The 19,224-nt window shown below is 66.0% G+C and carries 15 protein-coding genes; 6 read left to right on the top strand and 9 right to left on the bottom strand.

Translation table 11 applies throughout. The annotated features are described in order from the left end of the window. Positions 1 to 74: 74 nt before the first annotated feature. From ACQUQO_RS05155 to ACQUQO_RS05140, 4 genes are all read left to right on the top strand, one after another. Entirely contained in the window at positions 75 to 1,358 is a 1,284-nt protein-coding gene (locus tag ACQUQO_RS05155) for an amidohydrolase family protein (protein ID WP_435076885.1), read from the top strand. 159 nt (positions 1,359 to 1,517) lie between these two features. Continuing rightward, positions 1,518 to 2,897 (top strand): uracil-xanthine permease family protein, encoded by a 1,380-nt coding sequence (locus ACQUQO_RS05150; protein ID WP_435076884.1) that lies wholly within the window; start codon positions 1,518 to 1,520, stop codon positions 2,895 to 2,897. 48 nt (positions 2,898 to 2,945) lie between these two features. Continuing rightward, entirely contained in the window at positions 2,946 to 4,262 is a 1,317-nt protein-coding gene (locus ACQUQO_RS05145; protein ID WP_435076883.1) for a 5'-deoxyadenosine deaminase, read from the top strand. Beyond that, positions 4,259 to 5,935 carry an adenine deaminase gene (locus tag ACQUQO_RS05140; protein ID WP_435076882.1) on the top strand — a complete coding sequence of 559 codons (1,677 nt, stop codon included), beginning with the start codon at positions 4,259 to 4,261 and terminating at the stop codon, positions 5,933 to 5,935. The genes ACQUQO_RS05145 and ACQUQO_RS05140 overlap by 4 nt, the downstream gene beginning before the upstream one ends. 14 nt (positions 5,936 to 5,949) lie before the next feature. On the opposite strand, the gene ACQUQO_RS05135 is transcribed toward ACQUQO_RS05140, so the two are convergent. Next, a complete protein-coding gene (locus ACQUQO_RS05135) occupies positions 5,950 to 7,404 on the bottom strand; it encodes an NCS2 family permease (RefSeq protein WP_435076881.1) in 1,455 nt (484 codons plus the stop codon). Positions 7,405 to 7,674: 270 nt separating this feature from the next. On the opposite strand from ACQUQO_RS05135, the gene ACQUQO_RS05130 reads away from it, so the two are divergent. Further along, on the top strand, positions 7,675 to 8,214 hold the full coding sequence (locus tag ACQUQO_RS05130) for a (2Fe-2S)-binding protein (protein WP_435076880.1): 540 nt from the start codon (positions 7,675 to 7,677) through the stop codon (positions 8,212 to 8,214). After that, on the top strand, positions 8,211 to 10,661 hold the full coding sequence (locus tag ACQUQO_RS05125) for a xanthine dehydrogenase family protein molybdopterin-binding subunit (protein WP_435076879.1): 2,451 nt from the start codon (positions 8,211 to 8,213) through the stop codon (positions 10,659 to 10,661). The genes ACQUQO_RS05130 and ACQUQO_RS05125 overlap by 4 nt, the downstream gene beginning before the upstream one ends. A gap of 99 nt (positions 10,662 to 10,760) precedes the next feature. Here the strand turns inward: ACQUQO_RS05125 and ACQUQO_RS05120 are convergent, their stop codons facing one another. The 8 genes from ACQUQO_RS05120 to glpK all read right to left on the bottom strand — a co-directional run bounded on the left by ACQUQO_RS05120 (position 10,761) and on the right by glpK (position 19,085). Further along, positions 10,761 to 11,813: a S66 family peptidase gene (locus ACQUQO_RS05120; protein ID WP_435076878.1), complete on the bottom strand. Its 1,053-nt coding sequence runs from the start codon at positions 11,811 to 11,813 to the stop codon at positions 10,761 to 10,763. A 137-nt stretch (positions 11,814 to 11,950) separates the two neighbouring features. After that, on the bottom strand, positions 11,951 to 12,787 hold the full coding sequence (gene thiM, locus ACQUQO_RS05115) for a hydroxyethylthiazole kinase (protein WP_435076877.1): 837 nt from the start codon (positions 12,785 to 12,787) through the stop codon (positions 11,951 to 11,953). After that, entirely contained in the window at positions 12,784 to 13,419 is a 636-nt protein-coding gene (gene thiE / locus ACQUQO_RS05110; protein WP_435076876.1) for a thiamine phosphate synthase, read from the bottom strand. The genes thiM and thiE overlap by 4 nt, the downstream gene beginning before the upstream one ends. Before the next feature lie 228 nt (positions 13,420 to 13,647). Beyond that, positions 13,648 to 14,580: a sulfide-dependent adenosine diphosphate thiazole synthase gene (locus ACQUQO_RS05105; protein WP_435076875.1), complete on the bottom strand. Its 933-nt coding sequence runs from the start codon at positions 14,578 to 14,580 to the stop codon at positions 13,648 to 13,650. A 172-nt stretch (positions 14,581 to 14,752) separates the two neighbouring features. Beyond that, the gene (locus tag ACQUQO_RS05100; protein ID WP_435076874.1) at positions 14,753 to 16,183 is read right to left on the bottom strand and encodes an aldehyde dehydrogenase family protein; all 1,431 of its coding nucleotides are present in this window, start codon (positions 16,181 to 16,183) and stop codon (positions 14,753 to 14,755) included. A gap of 119 nt (positions 16,184 to 16,302) precedes the next feature. Continuing rightward, complete coding sequence (locus tag ACQUQO_RS05095) at positions 16,303 to 16,476, bottom strand: hypothetical protein (RefSeq protein WP_435076873.1); 174 nt, start codon at positions 16,474 to 16,476, stop codon at positions 16,303 to 16,305. 4 nt (positions 16,477 to 16,480) lie between these two features. Further along, on the bottom strand, positions 16,481 to 17,548 hold the full coding sequence (locus ACQUQO_RS05090) for a hypothetical protein (RefSeq protein WP_435076872.1): 1,068 nt from the start codon (positions 17,546 to 17,548) through the stop codon (positions 16,481 to 16,483). A gap of 1 nt (position 17,549) precedes the next feature. Then, entirely contained in the window at positions 17,550 to 19,085 is a 1,536-nt protein-coding gene (gene glpK / locus ACQUQO_RS05085; protein WP_435076871.1) for a glycerol kinase GlpK, read from the bottom strand. Positions 19,086 to 19,224: the final 139 nt, after the last annotated feature.

The following is a 19,224-nucleotide window of genomic DNA, read 5'->3' as shown; positions in this document are numbered from 1 at the left end:
GAGATCACGCCTTACCCTGAACAAACGAGTGGCTTACGCCTTCAACGCGGAGGTGAGGCCTTAACCGAACACGGATGATCGACCCACATACCCACGTCGCGGACATCCTCGCCCGCGGCGGCGTGAGCAACGAGCGGGCGCTGTACGACTGGCTGTTCAACGTCAAGAAGCCGACGATCTACGCCATGACGCCCGATGATCACGCCGTCGCGTCAGCACTGTTCGCCGCCGAAGCCCTCCGTGCGGGAATCACGACCTTCGTCGAATTCCCGGAGGTGTTTCTCATGTGGGATGACGAGTCCGAGGCCATTCTCGAAGCGAAATTGAACGAATACGACTCCGCTGGCCTCCGAAACATCTACGCACAGGCGTTTCGCGACAACGACGACGTTCCATCGAACCTGAGCGATTTCGTCGGTCACGTCACACGAAAGGAGCCGGCCGTCGAGCACGTTCCGATGGATGCCTCGTTAAGCGGGACCGACGCCGCCCTCGAACGGATCGGTGACGTCTACGACCGATACCACGACCCGTCGCCGGACAGTCGACAGCAGGTCTGGATCGCCCCGGAAAACGTGGTGACGGCGACGGACGACGGGCTGTCGGCGGCCTCCGAGTTCGCCGAACGACGGGAGACGATGACGACCACCCACGCCTCGGAGACGGTCCACGAGGAACACGGCGAACTGAGCCACGTGGAGTATCTCGACGCCGTCGATTATCTCGGCAAGCGCGCGGTGCTGGCCCACTGCGTTCACGTCGACGAACGGGATATTCGTCTGTGCGCAGCGACCGACACGAAGGTCGTCCACAATCCGCTCACGAACCTGATGCTCGGCTCCGGCGTCGCACCGGTTCCGACGATGACCAACTACGAGGTCACGGTCGGTCTCGGCACCGACAACCCGAGCGGGAACGATACCATCAACCCGCTGTCGGATATGCAGTACGCCGCCCTCATCCATCGAGCGGACCGTCGGGATGCAGGGGCCGTCACCGCCGAGAAAGCCCTGGAGATGGCCACCATCGACGGCGCTCGTACCATCGGACGGGCGGACGAACTCGGCTCAATCGAAGCGGGCAAGCGCGCCGACCTGACGCTCGTCGGTCTCGACTATCCGCATCTGACGCCGTCTCAGAACATCGCATCGACGCTGGCGTTCCAGACGCACGGCCACGAGATAGATACCGTCATCTGCGAGGGAGAGGTCGTCATGGACAACGGTGTGGTGCCAGACATCGACGAGCGCTACCCAGACCTGCTTGCGGAGTCGCAAAAACGTGCCGACGAGGTGCTCTCCCGTGCCGGACTGGATTCGATGACCGAGCGCGAGTGGACCAGTCGTTCCGACAAATAGCCCCGCAACGGGCCTCTCCCGATTCGGTAGTCCTTTCGATACGACGTCCCGCGATGAATCCACATGAATGATTGCAATATATAAATATACAGTACTGAAGACTGTAGTGCCCAGACGAAAATATATGTAGGCACACACTCACCTGTGCATTGTGATATCATGTCACAACAATCTGCAGACCACATCGAGTACGAACTAGACGACAAGCCACCGCTGCGCGAGGCGATACCGCTCGGTCTCCAGCACGTCTTCGCGATGTTCCTCGGCAACGTCGCGCCGCCGCTGATCATCGCGGGTGCGGTCGGACTCGCGACCGGCGAGACCACGTTCCTCGTCCAGATGGCGCTGCTCGTGGCTGGCGCGGCGACGCTCGTGCAGGTGTTCACCGTCGGTCCCGTCGGCTCGAACCTCCCGATTATGATGGGGACGAGCTTCGCGTTCGTCGGTCCGCTCGTCGCCATCAGCAGCCAGTTCGGTTTGGCGGCGGCCTTCGGGGCCTGTCTCGTCGGCGCGTTCGTCGAGGTCGGCATCGGCTTCTCGTACGACCACATCGACCGGTTCTTCCCGCCGTTGGTGAGCGGTATCGTGGTGATGCTCATCGGGCTGACGCTCATCCCGGTCGGGATGGACTACGCCGCCGGCGGGGCCGGCGCGGCCGATTACGGCTCGCTGATGAACATCGGTCTCGCCTCGCTCGTCTTCTTCGTCACGCTCGGGCTGAACCAGTTCTTCACGGGAGTGCTGCGCATCACGAGCGTGTTCATCGGCATTCTGGTCGGTTACATCGCCGCCATCGCCCTCGGCGTCGCCGACTTCTCGGCGGTCGCACAGGCCGGCTGGATAGCGGTTCCCACTCCCCTGAGGTTCGGCATCGCCTTCGAGCCGAGTGCCATCATCACCATCGCCTTCCTCTATGCCGTCACCGCGGTCGAGACCATCGGCGACATGACCGGTGTCGTGGCCGCGGCGAACCGGGAACCGACGCGTGACGAACTCCGCGGCGGGCTGCTCGCCGACGGCATCATGAGTGCCATTGCAGCCGTCTTCAGCGCCTTCCCGAACACCTCCTTTTCCCAGAACGTCGGCGTCGTCAACTTCACCGGCGTTCTCAGTCGGTACGTCGTCGCCATCGGCGGCGGGCTGTTGATAGTCGCGGGATTCGTCCCGAAGGTCGCCGCGCTCGTCACTGCGATGCCCGACGCCGTCCTCGGCGGCGGCGCGCTCATCCTGTTCGCGATGATCTTTTCGAGTGGCGTCGGCATCATCGACCGCGAGGTCGACCTCAACCACCGCAACACGACCATCCTCGCGGTCTCGGTCGCGCTCGGGCTGGCGGTCGAGGTTCGTCCCGATGCCATCGCGAACTTCCCCCAGATCGTGCAGACGGTCATCGGCTCCGGTCTCATCATGGGCGGCATCAGCGCACTCGTGCTCAACATCGTGATTCCCGAGGGCTCCAGTCGGACACCCGAAACCGAGATGAATGCCGAGACCGATACCCAGCTATCCGGGGACGGTCCCGTTGTGGACGAGGATTAGCGACGCCCAACAACCTTTTTGTTCGTCGACCGAGACGACTACTCCGTTATGTTGTTACGTGGCACTGTCGTTGCCGATGCACATACCGTCATCCGTGAGGGGGCAGTCGTCGTCGAGGACGACCGAATCGAAGCCGTCGGCGACGCGTCGTCGCTCGAAGAACGGTATCCCGGCCACGCGAGCGCCGACTACGACGTGCTCGCGCCGGGACTGGTCGGCGGTCACATCCATTCGGTCCAGAGTCTCGGACGGGGAATCGCCGACGACACGGCGCTGCTGGACTGGCTGTTCGAGTACATCCTCCCGATGGAGGCGAACCTCGACGCCGACGGGATGGAGGCGGCCGCGAAACTCGGCTATCTCGAATGCATCGAGAGCGGTACGACCACCTGTATCGACCACCTCTCGGTGGCTCACGCCGACCGTGCCTTCGAGGCCGCCGGCGAGATGGGTATTCGGGGGCGACTCGGGAAGGTCCTCATGGACCAGGAGTCACCCGACGGTCTCCTCGAAGAAACCGACGCGGGCCTCGCCGAGAGCGAGCGGCTCATTCGGGAGTACCACGGCGCATTCGATGACCGGATTCGCTACGCGGTGACGCCGCGGTTCGCGGTAAGCTGCACCGAAGAGTGTCTCCGCGGCGCGCGCGAGCTCGCCGACCGATACGACGGGGTGACCATCCACACGCACGCGAGCGAGAACCGCGACGAGGTGGCGACCGTCGAGCGCGAGACCGGCCACCGCAACATCCACTGGCTCGACGAGGTCGGGCTGACAGGCGAAGACGTCGTGCTCGCCCACTGCGTCCACACCGACGAGACCGAGCGCGAGGTGCTCGAAGAAACCGGCACGCACGTCACGTACTGTCCGTCATCGAACATGAAACTCGCCTCTGGCATCGCGCCGATTCCGGACTACCTCGACCGCGGCATCAACGTCGCGCTCGGCAACGACGGCCCGCCGTGCAACAACACGCTCGACCCGTTCACCGAGATGCGCCAGGCGAGTCTGCTCCAGAAGGTCGATGCGCTCGACCCGACGAGTACGCCCGCCGAGACGGTCTTCGAGATGGCGACGGTCAATGGAGCTGACGCCGCCGGCTTCGAGCGGGTGGGGGAGTTGAAAGAAGGCTGGAAGGCCGACATCATCGGACTCTCGACGGACCTGACGCGCGCGACGCCGCTGCACGACGTGCTCTCCCATCTCGTCTTTGCGGCTCACGGCGACGACGTGGCGTTCACGATGGTCGACGGCACCGTGCTCTACGAGGACGGCGAGTTCACCCACGTCGACGCGGCGGCCATCCGCCGGGAGGCGCGGAACGTGGACCTCGATATCGACGCGCTCGCCGCCGAAGCACCGTGACCACCGCAGTCGACACCGTGGTTCGCGGCACGCTGGTGAACGTTCATACAGGGAGGCTCGAAGCCGGTGCGGTCGCAATCGACGACGGCGAGATCGTCGCGCTCGCAGAGCGCCCGGCCGACCGGGAGATCGAGACCGGGTACGTCGCGCCCGGACTGATCGACGCCCACATGCACGTCGAGTCGTCGATGGTCACGCTCCCCCACTACGGCGCGGCGGTCGTGCCACGCGGCGTGACGGGCATCGTCTGGGACCCACACGAGATCGCGAACGTCTGCGGCGCGGCGGGTGTTCGCGCCGCAATCGATGACGCCGAGCAGACGCCGCTCAAAGCCCGCATCACCGTACCGTCGAGCGTTCCCGCGTCACATCTGCAAGACACCGGCGCGAGCCTCGACGCCGACGCCGTGGCGGACTTACTCGACGCACCCCGAACCGTGGCGCTCGGTGAGGTCATGAACGTCCCCGGCGTCGTCGCCGGCGATGGGACTGTGCACGCCAAGATCGACGCCGCCCGCGAGCGCGGACTGCCGGTCGACGGCCACATGCCACAGGTTCGGGGCGAGGACCTCCACGAGGCGGCGCGCCATCTCGACAGCGACCACGAGAGCATCACGCTCGACGAAGCGCGCGCGAAGGCCGACGTCGGTCTGCGGGTCTACCTCCGCGAGGGGTCGGCGAGCAAGAACCTGCTCGACCTGCTCGACCTCGTCGAAGCGGTCGACGGCCGGTGGCTCGGTCTCTGCACCGACGACCGTGACGTGACCGACCTCGTCGACCATGGAGGGGTCGATTTCGCCGTCGCCACGGCAATCGACGAAGGCATCGATCCCGTTACCGCGATCCAGCTGGCGACGATCAACGTCGCCGAGAGCTACGACCTTCCGTTCGGCCGGCTCAGCCCCGGCTCGCCCGCCGACCTCGTCCTCCTCGACGAACTCGACCCGTGGACCCCCACAGACGTGATGATCGACGGCGTGCTCGACCCGACCACCGACCGCCCGGAGCCGCCGTCTTCGACTGTGCCGACCGATACCGTCTCGTTCGAGTCGGTCGATGGGGACGACCTCGCCATCGAAGCGCCGGACGGTGATGGGCCGGTGGCAGTGTGGGCCATCGACGCCGTTGGCGGGCTCCAGACCGCACGGCTGGAGACCAGCGTTCCCCGGTCAGCGGGCATGCTCCAATCCGACACCGACGACGACGTCCTCTCGCTCGCGGTCATCGAGCGCCACGGCGGAAACGGCGGTATCGGTCGCGGGTTCGTTCACGGGCTCGGTCTCGACCGCGGTGCGGTCGGGAGTACCGTCGCCCACGATGCGCACAACGTCGTCGTCGCAGGCGTGTCCCACGGGGCGATGGCGAGAGTTGCGAACCATCTCCGCGATATCGGTGGCGGCGTCGCCGTCTACGACCCGGCAGCCACGGAAACCGAGGGCCTGACGGCGCTCGCGCTCCCGGTGGCGGGGCTGATGTCCGACGAGCCCCTTGAGACCGTCGCCGAGGGGTTCGCTGCGGTCGAGGACGCGGCCCGGGCGGTCGGTCTCGACCACGACGGCGGGCTCATGGAGCTGTCCTTTCTCTCGCTCGAAGTGATTCCCGAGCTTCGACTCACCAACAACGGGCTCGTCGACGTCACGGCGATGGAATACGTCGACACCGTCCGCGGCTGACTCGGCTCGGCCGGCTACATCGCGCCCTGGAGCATGCCGCTGGTGCGGACGAAGAAGTAGACGACGAACGCGGCGGCGATCAGCCACTGGCCCACGCCGATGTCCTCGAACTCGCCGACGGCGGTCTTCGCAATCGGGTAGGAAATCAGGCCGGCGGCGATGCCGTAGGCAATCGAGTAGGTCAGTGGCATGATGAGGATCGTCAACCCGGCCGGAATCGCGTGGGCGATGTTGCCCCACTCGATGTCGACGACGTTTCTGAGCATCAACAGCGCGACGACGACCAGCGCGATGTGCGAGGCGTACTGTGGGATGACGGCCGCAAAGGGGACGATGACCAGAGCGACGAGGAACAGCGCGGCGATGACCAGCGCCGTCATCCCTGTCCGCCCGCCCTCCTCGACGCCGGTGGCCGACTCGACGAAGGTAGTGATCGTCGAGGTGCCGAGTATTCCGCCGGCCGTGGTGCCGACCGCGTCGGCCATCAGCGGCTTGTCGATGTCCGGGAAGTTGCCGTCCTCGTCGAGGAACCCCCCGGCCTGCCCGACGCCGACGAGCGTGCCCGCGGTATCGAAGAAATCGACGAAGAAAAAGGTGAACACGATAAGCGCGAAGGCGAAACTGTCGACGTTGGTGAACCCGGCCAGGAAGGCCCCGATCAGCGGCGTGATGTCGTACTGGGCGCTCGGCAGCGTCGCCGGGAACAGGACACCGGGGTCGACGAGACCGGCGACGGTGGCGAGGTAGCCGAGCACCGTCGTGAGGACGATGCCGATGACGATAGAGCCACGAACGCCACGCGCGTACAGCGCGAGCGTCACGAACAGCCCCAACACCGCCAGCAGCGCAACGGGGTCCGACGCGACCGGCCCGAGCGCCACGAGCGTCGCCGGGTCATCGACGACGACCTGCATCGCCTGTAGCCCGATGATGGCGAGAAAGAGACCGATGCCGGTCCCGATGGCGTACTTCACCGGCGGCGGGAACAGCCTGATGATGTACGTGCGCGCGCCGACGGCCGTCAGCAGAATGAAAATCACGCCCTCGGTGAACACCGCCGCCAGCGCGGTCTGCCACGGGACGCCGAGCGCCCCGATGACCGTCAGCGCGAAGAAGGCGTTCAGCCCGAGTCCGGGTGCCAGACCGAACGGCCGGTTGGCATAAAACGCCATCACCAGCAACGCTATCACCGACGAGACGATGGTGACGACCGTCAACATCTGCTGGACCTCCGTCGGGGTGTAGCCCTGTAGCACGATGCCGGGCTTGTTCTCGCTCGGCACGCCCGTCAATATCGCTGGATTGACCACGATGATGTACGACATCGCGAGGAAGGTCGTGACCCCCGCGACGACCTCGGTCTGGAGGTCGGTGCCGCGCTCGGCGAAGCCGAAGTAGCTCGCGAGCGCCGACGTACCTGTCCCGCTCCCCCCGCCGTCGCTCGCCGACCGCCTGTCATCGTCTGCCATACTGTTTTCCCATACCACCGCCCCGCTTAATTGTTTGGGTCGTCCATGAGCAATATTATCACATGTCTGACTGGTTCTGCACACCACCGCAGTCCATCGAGTATGCCACCCATACCCAACATACAATCATTATAATGAACGATATTCGAGGTTGCGATTGGTTCATAAACGTTTGGGCACAACGATTATGTGTATCGAAACCACACCACAGTCAGACGTCCTCACGATGGGGACGCCGCCGAAACGGCGGCACAAACGACATAAACGACCATGACAGTAGAAATCGACCTCACGCTCAACGGCGAGGAACGGACCTTCGAGACCGAGCGCTCGGATTCGCTGCTCGACGTCCTCAGAAAGAACGGCTATACCGGCGCGAAGCGCGGCTGTGATACGGGCAACTGTGGGTTCTGTACCGTCACGGTCGACGGCGAGTCGGCGATGTCCTGTATCAAACCTGTGGGAACCATCGACGGCGCGACCGTCGAGACCATCGAGAGCCTCGGTACCCAAGGGGACCTCCACCCGGTGCAGTCGGCGTTCGTCGACAACGCCGCCCTCCAGTGTGGCTTCTGCATCCCCGGTATGATCATGCGCTCGCGGGATTTCCTCGCGGACAACCCCGACCCCGACAGGGAGGAGATTCGCACGGCACTCGGCGACAACCTCTGTCGCTGTACCGGTTACGAGAAGATACTCGACGCCGTCGAGGACGCGGCCGAGCGGATGGACGGCGGTGCGGTCGCCGCCGACGGCGGCCGGCCAGTCGATGGCTCGTGTTCGGACTGTGGTTGCGGGGGTGAGCGATGAGCAAACCCGACGAACCCGACAGCGGCGAGCGCGGCGTCGCCGCGGCCGAGCACGAACACCCGATGGAGGTCGAGGAAGCGCCGAACAACCGCAAGCCGGCGAGCGAACGCCAGACGATTTCCGAGCGCGCAGAGAAGGACGACGCGCGCAAGATCGTCACCGGGGAATCGAAATACACCGCCGACTACGCGCGCCAGTTCCCGGACCTCGCCGAGGCATCGGTCCTGCGCTCGGACATCGCCCACGGCCGCGTGACCGACATCGACACGAGCGACGCCGAGGAGATCGAGGGTGTGTATGCCGTCATCACGCCCGACTCCGAGGAGGTCCCCGAGGGACCGTACACCTCCGCTGGCCAGTCCTATCCCGAGCCGAGTCCGTGGGACCTGCACGTGCTCCGGGAGAAGGTACACTACGTCGGCGACCCGATAGCCGCCGTCGCCGCCGTCGACGCCGACACCGCCGACCGCGCGACGCGGGCCATCGACGTCAGCTACGAAGAAGAGGAGGCGGTCTTCGACACCGCGACGGCGACCGACCCCGACGCACCGCAGATTCACGACCCCGACGACATCGAGAACCATCAGCCCGGTGCGGACTACGAGCGCAACATCGAATCGCACATCGAGGGCGAGATCGGCGACGTCGACGTGGCGTTCGAGGCGGCGGCCGACAGCGACGACCGGGTCGTGACCGAGACCGAGTGGGAACTGCCCTACCAGTCTCACTGCGTGCCCGAACCGCACGCGACCATCGCCCACCGCGACGAGGACGACCGCTATCACCTCATCACGAGCACACAGGTGCCCTACCACACGCGCCGGCAGCTCGCACATCTGTTCGACGTGCCGGTTCGGGACATCCGGGTGAGCAAGCCCCGCATCGGTGCCGGCTTCGGTGCCAAGCAGTCGATGCTCATCGAGCCGATCACGGTCGCGTTGATGGAGACCACCGGCCGTCCGGTCAAACTCGAAACGACCCGCCGCGAGCAGTTCTACGCGCTGCGCTCGCGCCGGCCCGCTCGCGTCCGTATGCGCAGCGTCGTCACCGACGAGGGCGACATCGAGGCGCTCGACATGTCGGCGGTGACGAACTCCGGGGCGTACGGACCACACGGGATGACGGTCGGCAGTTCGGTCGGGTCGAAGCCGCTGCCGCTGTACACGCACGCGCCGAACATCCGCTTTTCGGCGACGGCGGTCCACACGAACCTCCCCGTTGCGGGTGCGATTCGCGGCTACGGCGCGCCACAGGGCCACTTCGCGCTCGAAGGCCACATGGACGAGGTCGCCCACGAACTCGGGATGCGTCCGCTCGAACTCCGCTCGCGCAACCGCATCGAGGAGGGCGACATCGACACGGCCTCGGGAGTGCTCTCGGGCGGCGAGCACACCCGCCGGATTCGCTCGTGTGGGCTCGACGAGTGTATCGCCCGCGGGAAGGCGGCCATCGGCTGGGACGAAACCGAACAGCCAGACGAGGAGCATCTCCACCGGGCCTGTGGCGTCGCGCTCACCGCCCAGAAAAGCGGCGTCGCCGGCGACGAGCTCGGCGGGGCACACATCAAGATGAACGAGGACGGTTCCTTTATCCTTCAGACCGGTGCCGTCGACATCGGTCCGGGTGCTGACACCGCGATGGCGCAAATAGCCGCCGAGGTGCTCGGGGCTCCGCCCGAGGACGTGCTCGTCCAGCCCTCGGACACGGACGTCTCGCCGTTCGATTACGGTGCCTACGCCTCCTCGACGACGTACGTCACCGGTCAGGCGGTGAAGAAAGCCGCCGAGAAGGCACGCACACAGTTGGTGGAGTTCGCCGCGAAGATGCTCGACGAGCCAGCAGAGACGCTCGAAACGCGCGACGGAGCGGTCCACGCCGAGCGCACCGGCGAGTCGGTCACGCTGGAGGAAGTCGGCTACGGCTCGATCTACGGCGACGACGAGCGCGCGCAGGTGATGGGCGAGGCGAGCCACAGCACCGACGAATCGCCGCCGCCCTTTGGCGCACAGTTCGTCGACGTGACCGTCGACGAGCGCACCGGCGAGTTCGAGATACACGACCTCGTCTACGCCGTCGACTGCGGCGTGGCCATCAATCCGGCCCTCGTCGAGGGACAGATCGAGGGCGCGCTGCACATGAGCTACGAACTCGCCGTCTCCTCTGGCCTCTCCTTCGACGAGGACGGCACGCCAGAGACCCTCGGCTTCCGGGACTACGGGATGCCGACGGCCGACGACCAGCCGCCCCTGGAGTCGATAATCGTCGAGACCCACGAGCCGACGGGACCGTTCGGCGCGAAGTCCGTCGCCGAAATCCCGGTCAACGGCGTGCCGCCGGCGCTGAGCAACGCCATCCGCAACGCCGTCGGCGTTCGTGTCAGCGATCTGCCGATAACCGCCGAGAAGATCGAAGCGAAACTCGACACGGCGGGCGAGACCGCCGACTGATATCGCCCGTCTCTTCACCCTCGTTCCGTTCGACGGCGACTTGACTATCGGACAGTAGCCCCGACGGCGTCCACACCGGCTGCCGCCGATGACTGTGATTTAGCGAATCCGCAGCGATTCGCTTGTGGGGTCCATCTCGACCTCGCCGCCGATGGGGAGCGGACACGTCGGATACGTGTGGCCGAACTCGCAATCGAAGACGAGGGGTGCGTCCGGGTTGTACGTCTCGAAGACGTCGGTGATGGCGTCGCGCTGGCGCTCTCGATAGTTCGTTCGCCATTCGGGCGGGTTGTCCTCGGCGTGTGAGCGTGCGGCGGCGCGCCCGACGAGAACGCCGTCGAACCGTTCGAGGAGACCGCGCTCGCCGAGCGCCCGGAGGTTCGCGCCGACGACGGCCGGGTCGGGAATCAGCTCGCTCGTCTCGACGGCGAGGACAGCGCCGTCGAGCGCGTCGAGGCCGGGCAGGTAGCGGTCGGCGAGGAACTGCTCGACAAGGACTTCATAGCAGCCGCCCCAGATTCGCCCCGAAACGGTCCCGTCGCCGCCACGCCAGAGACGACCATCGGCGGGTTCGATGTCACGTGTGGTGTCGACCGAATCGGGATTTTCCCAGTCCCCGGACTCGTCGGTGAACACCTCGGCCTCTTCCCACTCGCCGATGGAGTCATCGAAGAGCGCGCGACCGAGGTACTCCTCGGTGTAGTCGAACAGCGCGCCGTCCATCGCGTATTCGAGCAGCGTCGACCCGCCGTAGTACGAGACGATGCCCAGATTCCAGAGGAACAGGGCCAGATGTGTGTTGTCCGAGTAGCCGTAGAACCGCGTCGGGTGCTCGCGGAGGACATCGCCGTCGAGGTGCGGGAGCACCGTGATCTGGTCGTGGCCGCCGATGTTGGCGATTACGGCCGCAATGTCGGGGTCGCGGAAAGCGTCCATGACGTCCTCGGCACGCGCTTCGGGGTTGTCAGCGAGCCACTCCGGGTCGGCGGTCGCGGTCGGATACTCGACCGGTTCGAGGTCGAAGGTCTCGCGCATCCGTTCGAGACCGAGTTCGTAGACGAACCGAGCGGATGCGGGAGCGTTCGATGCCGGCGCGAGCACGGCGACCTGATCGCCGGGTTCGACGGCCGGCGGAGTGATGAACTCAGCCACGAGCGATACTCCGTCGGGGTGTTTGATAGTTCTTATCGCAGCGAACGTACGTTTCCGTCGATATCGCCGATGGCCTCCCGATGGCATTGTCAACAGGCATCGAGACGGAAGTATCCGCTCGTTCGTCGGAGTCGTCCCTATCGGTCGCCCTGCACGACCGGTTCGATGCGGTCGGCCGGCGTGGCGAGCGAGACGTCATCGAGACCGGCGACGGCATCGTGGAAACACGTCCGGTAGCTCGCGGGACCGGCGTATTCGCCGAAGTCGCCGGCGGCAGCTGCCTCGCCGGCCAGTCCGAACGCGAGCGTGCCGGCGAGCGCCGCTCGCTCGTCGTCGAATACGGCCGTGAACACCGCGAGCGTCATCCCGAGCATGCAGCCAGTCCCGACGACCTCGCCGAGTAACTCGTCGCCGCCATGCACCTCGAACGCCGTGTCGTCGGTCGCAACGATATCGACAGCGCCGGAGGCGACGACGACGCTGTCGGTTGCGCGTGCACAGGTGATGGCAGTCTCGGCGATGTCTCCGTACTCGCCGACCGATTCGACGCCGCGAACGGTCGCGTCCGCTCCCGCCAGCGCCGAGACTTCGCCGTAGTTCCCGCTGACGATGCTCACGTCGATGTCGGTGGTCAGGCGCTCGGCAACGCGATTCCGTGTCGATGTCGAGCCGACGCCCACCGGGTCGACCACGACGGGCGTTCCCGCCTCGTTTGCGGCCTCGCCGGCGGCCACCATCGCGCTCTCGCCGCGCTCGCTCACCGTCCCCATGTTGAGCAGGCAGGCGTCCGCGGCCGCGACCATCTCGCCGACCTCGCGCTCGTCGTCGGACATCACGGGCAGCCCGCCCCAGTGGAGGGCGACGTTCGCCACGTCGTTGACCGTCACGTCGTTGGTGAGCGCGTTCACGAGAGGTTGGGTGTCGGCGACCGCAGCCAAGCCGTCGGCGAGGTCGAGTCCGTCGAGCGCGCTCATTGGGCACCCTCCTCGATGCTCGCGGTAAGCCGTCGCGTCGCCGCCCCCGCGTCGTCGGCGGCGGTGATGGCGGAGATGACCGCGACGCCGTCCGCCCCGGCGGCGACGACCTCGCCGGCGTTGTCGGGTGTGATGCCGCCGATGCCGACGATGGGAATGTCGACGGCGTCGGCGACCTCGGCGACCGTTTCGACGCCGATTGCGGATTCGTCCGGCGAGACGTCCTTCGAGGTGGTGGCGAAGACCGCACCGACGCCCAGATAGTCCGCTCCGGCGCGCTCGGCGGCCCGTGCCCCCGAAACTGTGGAGACCGAGCGGCCGATACACCCCTCCGGGCCGAGCAGTTCGCGGGCAGCGGCGATAGGGAGGTCGTCGTCGCCCAGATGAACCCCGTCGGCGTCGACGGCGACCGCGAGGTCGACCCGGTCGTTGACGATGAAGGTGACGCCGGCCGCCCGCGTCCGCTCGCGGAGGTCCGTTGCGAGGTCGTAGCGCTCGCGGACGCTCGTGTGCTTTTCGCGCAGTTGGACGGTCCCCACCCCGGCGTCGATGGCACTCGCCGCAATTTCCCCCGTCGAACGGCCGCGCGAGTGACTCGCCTGCGTCACGAGGTACGTACCGGAGATATTCATGAGTGGTATGCTGGGGAGGGCGGCTCGCGTGAAATGTGTGTCGGTGAAACCATCGTATGCCTCGACTAAGGGTTCTACACCCTCGTTTCTCGATAGCACATCCGTCGAGTCGGCGATAGTCCGTAGCTACGCGCAATTGGCGATGGCCGGAGCAGCAGTCGCGGCGGTCGACACGCCTAACGGCTGACGATACCGATGCTTTCCATTGCTCCGTTCCTGTTGCGGCCCTCAGTCGTCGGCCGGTGTGTGCGCGGTCATCTCGACGGGGTCGGTCTCGACGCCGAGCTCGTCGATGGCGGCCTGTGCGGCGCGCTTGCCCGACAGCAACATTGCACCGAAGGTCGGTCCCATCCGCGGCAGACCGTACGTCGTGGCGGTCGCCATTCCCGTCACGATGAGACCGGGATGGACGAGGCCAGTGTGTTCGACGACCGCGTCCTCGCTCTGGCCGACCCACATCGAGTCGTGGCCCGGCGAATCGTGGCCGGGCGCACCATACGAGTCGTTACCGGTCCCGTCCATCCCGGTCGCACTTTCGGCGGCGTCGGCGATGCCGGGCGCGTCGAGCACGCCGCGCTCTTGGAGTTTCGAGACGGCCATCGCGTCGTGGCCGGTCGCGTCGATGACCAGTGTGCCCTCGATGGCGATGGGGTCGACGCAGGTGATCTCGCGGGGCAGCGCGTGGACGGGCGTCCAGTTCATGACGATGCCGCCCACGCGGTGGTCCTCGCGGATGACGATGTCCGTGAACTCGGTCATGTTCTGCATTTTCGCGCCCGCGTCACAGGCCGCCTTGATGAGGCCGGAACACGCCTCCGGACCGTTGGCGACGTACAATCCCTCGCTGTCCTGCGAGCGCTTGTAATCGACGTCGAGTTCGTCGAGCACCGACTGGGCGGGGTCCCTGACGGTGACCTTGTTCATCAGGAAGCCACCGAGCCAAAAGCCACCTCCCAGATAGTTGTTCTTCTCGACGACCATCGTTTTCACGCCGCGCTCGCCGAGTTCTTTGGCGGCCATCAGCCCCGATGGCCCGCCGCCGACGATGATGACATCGGAGTCCGAGAAGTCCATGAACTCCTCGGTCCACTCCTGGCCGATTGCGCGCGTTACGTCCGCTTCGCCGACGTCGCTGAACTGGTCGAAGGGTTCGTCCGTCATGCAACTCGGTGTTACTACCGTGTTATAATATATCTTTTCATCACGGTGATCCGTGAGTCAGCGTGGTGGCCACTGCTGCTTCGGTTCGTATCGTCGTCGCGACGCAGAAGTGCCGTCGGGCGATTCGGTACCGATGCGTTGGCTGCGTAGATCGGTTGTGCGGTTCGAGTGCTCAGAGCACGATGGTCTTCCGGCGGACGAACTGCTCGATGCTCACGCCGATACCCTCCCGGTTGATGCCTGATTTCCCGTTCCCGCCGAAGGGAACGTCGCCCAGACCATGGGATGGCGCGCCGTTGATGCGGACCGCACCGGCATCGAGACGTTCGGCCACGCCCATCGCGCGGTCGTGGTCGGCGGTGAAGACACAGCCATCGAGCGCGAGGTCGCTCTCGTTCGCCAGCGACACGGCGTCGTCGGCGTTTTCGACCCTCGTGACCGCGACGACGGGACCGAACTGCTCCTCGTGGACGATGCGCGCGTCGCGGGGAACGTTCGCGAGCAGCGTTGGCTCGAAGACCCGCCCCTCGCGCTCGCCGCCGCGAACGAGTTCGGCTCCCCTGTCGAGCGCGTCCGCGACGAGTTCCTCGACCCACTCGGCTTGGTCCTCGGAGATAAGTGGTCCGAGGGCAGTGTTGGGGTCGAAGAGGTCGCCGACCCGCCATTCGTCCATCGCGTCGTCGAGACGCTCAACCAGTTCGTCGTGAACTCCCTCGTGGGCGAGCACGCGCGAGACGGCCGAGCAACGCTGGCCGGCGTACTTGAGCGACCCCTTGGTGCAGGCGGCGGCCGCGGCGTCGAGGTCGGCATCGGCGAAGACGACGGCGGGGGCGTTGCCGCCGAGTTCCAGCAGGAGGTTCACCATGCCGCTCTCGCGGGCGACGTGTTCGCCCGCACTCGACGAACCGGTCATGGCGATAGCATCGATGGTATCGGAGCCGGCGAGCACGTCGCCGACTTCGCTCGCGCGGCCCGGCACGAAGTTGAATCCGCCGTCGGGAACGTCGGTGTCAGCGACGATGTCGGCGAGAATCGCGGCGCTCACGGGCGTCTTGCTCGCGGGTTTCAACACTATCGCGTTGCCGGCCGCGAGCGCGGGCGCGACCTGTAGCGCCGTCGTCGAGAGCGGGTAGTTGTACGGCGTGATGCACAGGACAGTACCGACGGGTTCGGGTTTCGTCACCGACTGCCAGCCCTCGTGGCCCGCCGTGGTTCCCGGTCGGTACTCGCCGGTGAGACCGCGCGCCTCCTCGACGGCGCGCTCGAAGCGCTCGGCGGCCGACTCGACCTCGCTGCGGGCGCTCGATATGGGTTTGCCCGCTTCACGCACGATGACGTCGGCGAGTTCGGCCTTGCGCTCGCGCAGGCCCGCAGCGATGGCTTCGAGCCACGCGACGCGTTCGGGTATCGTGCTCGCGCGCAGGTCTTTCTGTGCGCCCGCCGCCGCGTCGAGGGCGTTCTCTGCCTGCCCTGCGCTCGCGGCGCTCACCCGGGCGAACACGCCGCCGTCGGCGAGGTCGGTCACGTCAATCGTCCCCTCGCCGCCCGTCCACTCACCACCGATGTACGGGTCCCCGTCGTGTGTCGTCACTGCGGTGGTCATACAGTCACATGGTGCTCCCCGGCTAAAAGATTTACTACGTGCTGAATTAACACTGGGAGCAGCGCCGACCAGCATCCGAGGGTGCGTATCGGCACGGTATGCCCTAAAGCGCACGTTCGTCAGCCGAAGTGGGGATAGTCCTCCATCTCGACGAACTCGGTGCTTCCACAGGCGGTACATTCGTCGGGCGCGTCGTACCGGTGGTCGGTCGGACCGCCCGAGACGGTTCCGGCATACACGCTCTGGCAGTCAGTACAGACGTACAGTTCGGGTTGTTCTGGTGTGTGTGACATGGTGTTATAGTCCGAGGTAGCCCGAGGTCGGGACGAGTCCGGCGAGGTAGAGCACGCCGACGACGAACATCGCGACCGCGATGGCCATCGCCGGTGGGTCGACGTGCGTGCCCGAATGCGAGTAGAAGACGCGCTGGGTCGCCTCGCCGATGACTCCAGTGAGACCGCCGAAGAGAGCGGCTCCGAGGATGGCGACGACCGGTCCGCCGACCATCTCAGTGGCAACGATGGCACCGACCGACCCCAACAGCGTGATGTGGTGGGTGACGGGAATCTTCGCGACGCCGAGATTCAAAAACAGGAGGCTCATCGCCGAGAAGGCGTAGCCGAGGAACACGCTGCCGGTCTCGATCCAGATGTACCCACCGAGGATTCCACCGACGACGCCGATGGCCGCGACGCCGGACCACTTGTACTGGTGGCCGAGCCACGGTTCGGTCGCCAGCCGCATGCTCTCGGTGCCGCCGTCGGCCACCGCGCGCTGTTCCTCGCGCTCGAACGGCGACATGTCGAACAGCGAGGAGCCGGCCGGCGAACCGACCAGCGGGTAGCCGAAGGCGAGCCGGGCGAGCAGCGCCGTCAGGACCACCGACAGCGCGATGCCGTCGGTCGGAAACCCGATGCCGCTCGCGAGTTGGTTGATGAGCATTCCCACGAGACCGAAGACCGCCCCGACCGCGAGGATGTCGGGTTTCGTCCCGTAGGCCTCCGTGATGACCTTTCCCGGGTGGTAGTCCCACCCATCAGGCTCCATGTCGGGATACTTCTTGCCGGCGTACGCCGAGGCGGCCACGCCGGCCGCAAAGGAGATGTGCGGGCCGAAGACCATCCCGAAACCGATGGTGCCCGTCACGCCGGTGGCGATGGTGCCTTCGATACCGCCGGCTCCCGTGAGATTGCCCTCAAGGATGGCGAGTCCCTCACCGAGGAAGACGGCGAAGCCAGTGAAGACGAAGGCCGGCAGCGCGCCGAGGGCCGCCCCGAACGCGCCGCCCGCGAGGGCGGCAATCGCCAACAGGGCGAACTCCTCGATACCGAGTCCGATGACCGGAATCTGGAGCAGTGCGTGCATCTCAGGCCTCCCGCGCCCAGTCGCGCGAGCGCTCGACGGCCTCGCTCCAGCGCTCGTAGCGGCCGTCGACGTCGGTACTCCCGTCGGGCGTGAACTCGCGGTCGACCTGCCAGTTGTCGCGCAGTTCGTCGGGGTCGTCCCAGTAGCCGACGGCGAGACCGGCGGCGTAGGCAGAGCCAAGCGCCGTGGTCTCGTCGACCACCGGGCGCACGATGTCGGTGCCGACGATGTTCGCCTGCAGCTGACAGAGGAAGTTGTTCTTCACCGCACCGCCGTCGACTTTCAGACTACTGATGTCGATGTCGGCATCGGCTGCCATCGCCTCGGCGACGTCACGGGTCTGGAAGGCGATGGATTCGAGCGCCGCACGGACGATGTGTTCGCGTCTGGTGCCGCGGGTCATCCCGACGATGGTCCCGCGTGCGCGCCCGTCCCAGTGGGGAGCGCCGAGTCCCGTGAAGGCGGGTACGAGATAGACGCCATCCGTCGAATCGACGCTTCGAGCGACGGATTCCGATTCCATCGCGTCCTCCAGCAGTTCGACGTCTTCGAGCCACTCGATGGCCGCGCCCGTGACGAAGATCGACCCTTCGAGGGCGTATTGGACCGGTTCCCCCGAGCGCTGGAAGCCAATGGTGGTGAGCAGTCCGTGGTCGCTCTCGACAGCCTCCTCGCCGGTGTTGAGCAGGAAGAACGAACCCGTTCCGTAGGTGTTCTTCGCGTCGCCGGGGTCGAAACACGTCTGCCCGAAGAGCGCGGCCTGCTGGTCGCCGAGCGCACCCGCGACCGGCACCTCGGCACCGAGGAACCCATCAGCATCGGTCGTTCCGTATAGCTCCTCGTCGCTCGACGGACGCACTTCGGGGAGTGCCGCACGCGGTACCTGAAACTCCTTCAAGAGGTCGTCGTCCCAGTCCATCTCGTGGATGTTGAAGAGCATGGTCCGGGAGGCGTTCGTCACGTCCGTGATGTGATTACCCGTGAGGTTTGCGATGAGCCACGAGTCGATGGTACCGAAACGGACCTCGCCGTCGGCGGCGCGCTCGCGGACGTCCTGTGGACGCGAGCGCTGGAGTTTGATGGGGTCGGCGTTGTCGAGAATCCACTCGGCCTTCGTCGCCGAGAAGTACGCATCGGGTTCGAGACCGGTCTTCGCCTGAATCGATTCGGCCTTGCCGTTCGCTTCGAGGGCCTCGATGCGGTCGGTGGTCCGGCGGTCCTGCCAGACGACCGCACGCATCAGCGGCCGGCGGGTGTCGGCGTCCCAGAACAGCGTCGTCTCGCGCTGGTTGGTGACGCCGATGGCATCGAGCTGGGTCGCGTCGATGCCGGCGCTGTCGAGCGCATCGGCGATGACCGACTTCGTGTTCTCCCAGATTTCCGTCGGGTCGTGCTCGACCCAGCCCGGTTCGGGGTAGTACTGTTCGTGTTTCTCGTAGGCGCTGGCGACGACCCCGCCGCCGTGGTCGAACACCATAAACCGCGTGCCGGTGGTGCCCTGGTCGATGGCACCGACGTATGTTTCGATTTCTGACATAGTAGTTCTACGGTGAATACCGCGCGACTCGCGCCGGGCATCCACTCCTCCTGTATATTCTGCAACGAGAACATAATTGTTCCGGACGGGGAGAAACGAACCCGATTCGATATGTCCTCGGTGCGTGCGGCAGTTGCCG

It is taken from the genome of Halococcus sp. AFM35, assembly GCF_051195015.1.
In the GTDB taxonomy this organism is placed as follows: Archaea; Halobacteriota; Halobacteria; order Halobacteriales; family Halococcaceae; genus Halococcus.
Note: the sequence above shows the minus strand (reverse complement) of the source record. Positions and strands in the feature narration are given on the sequence as shown.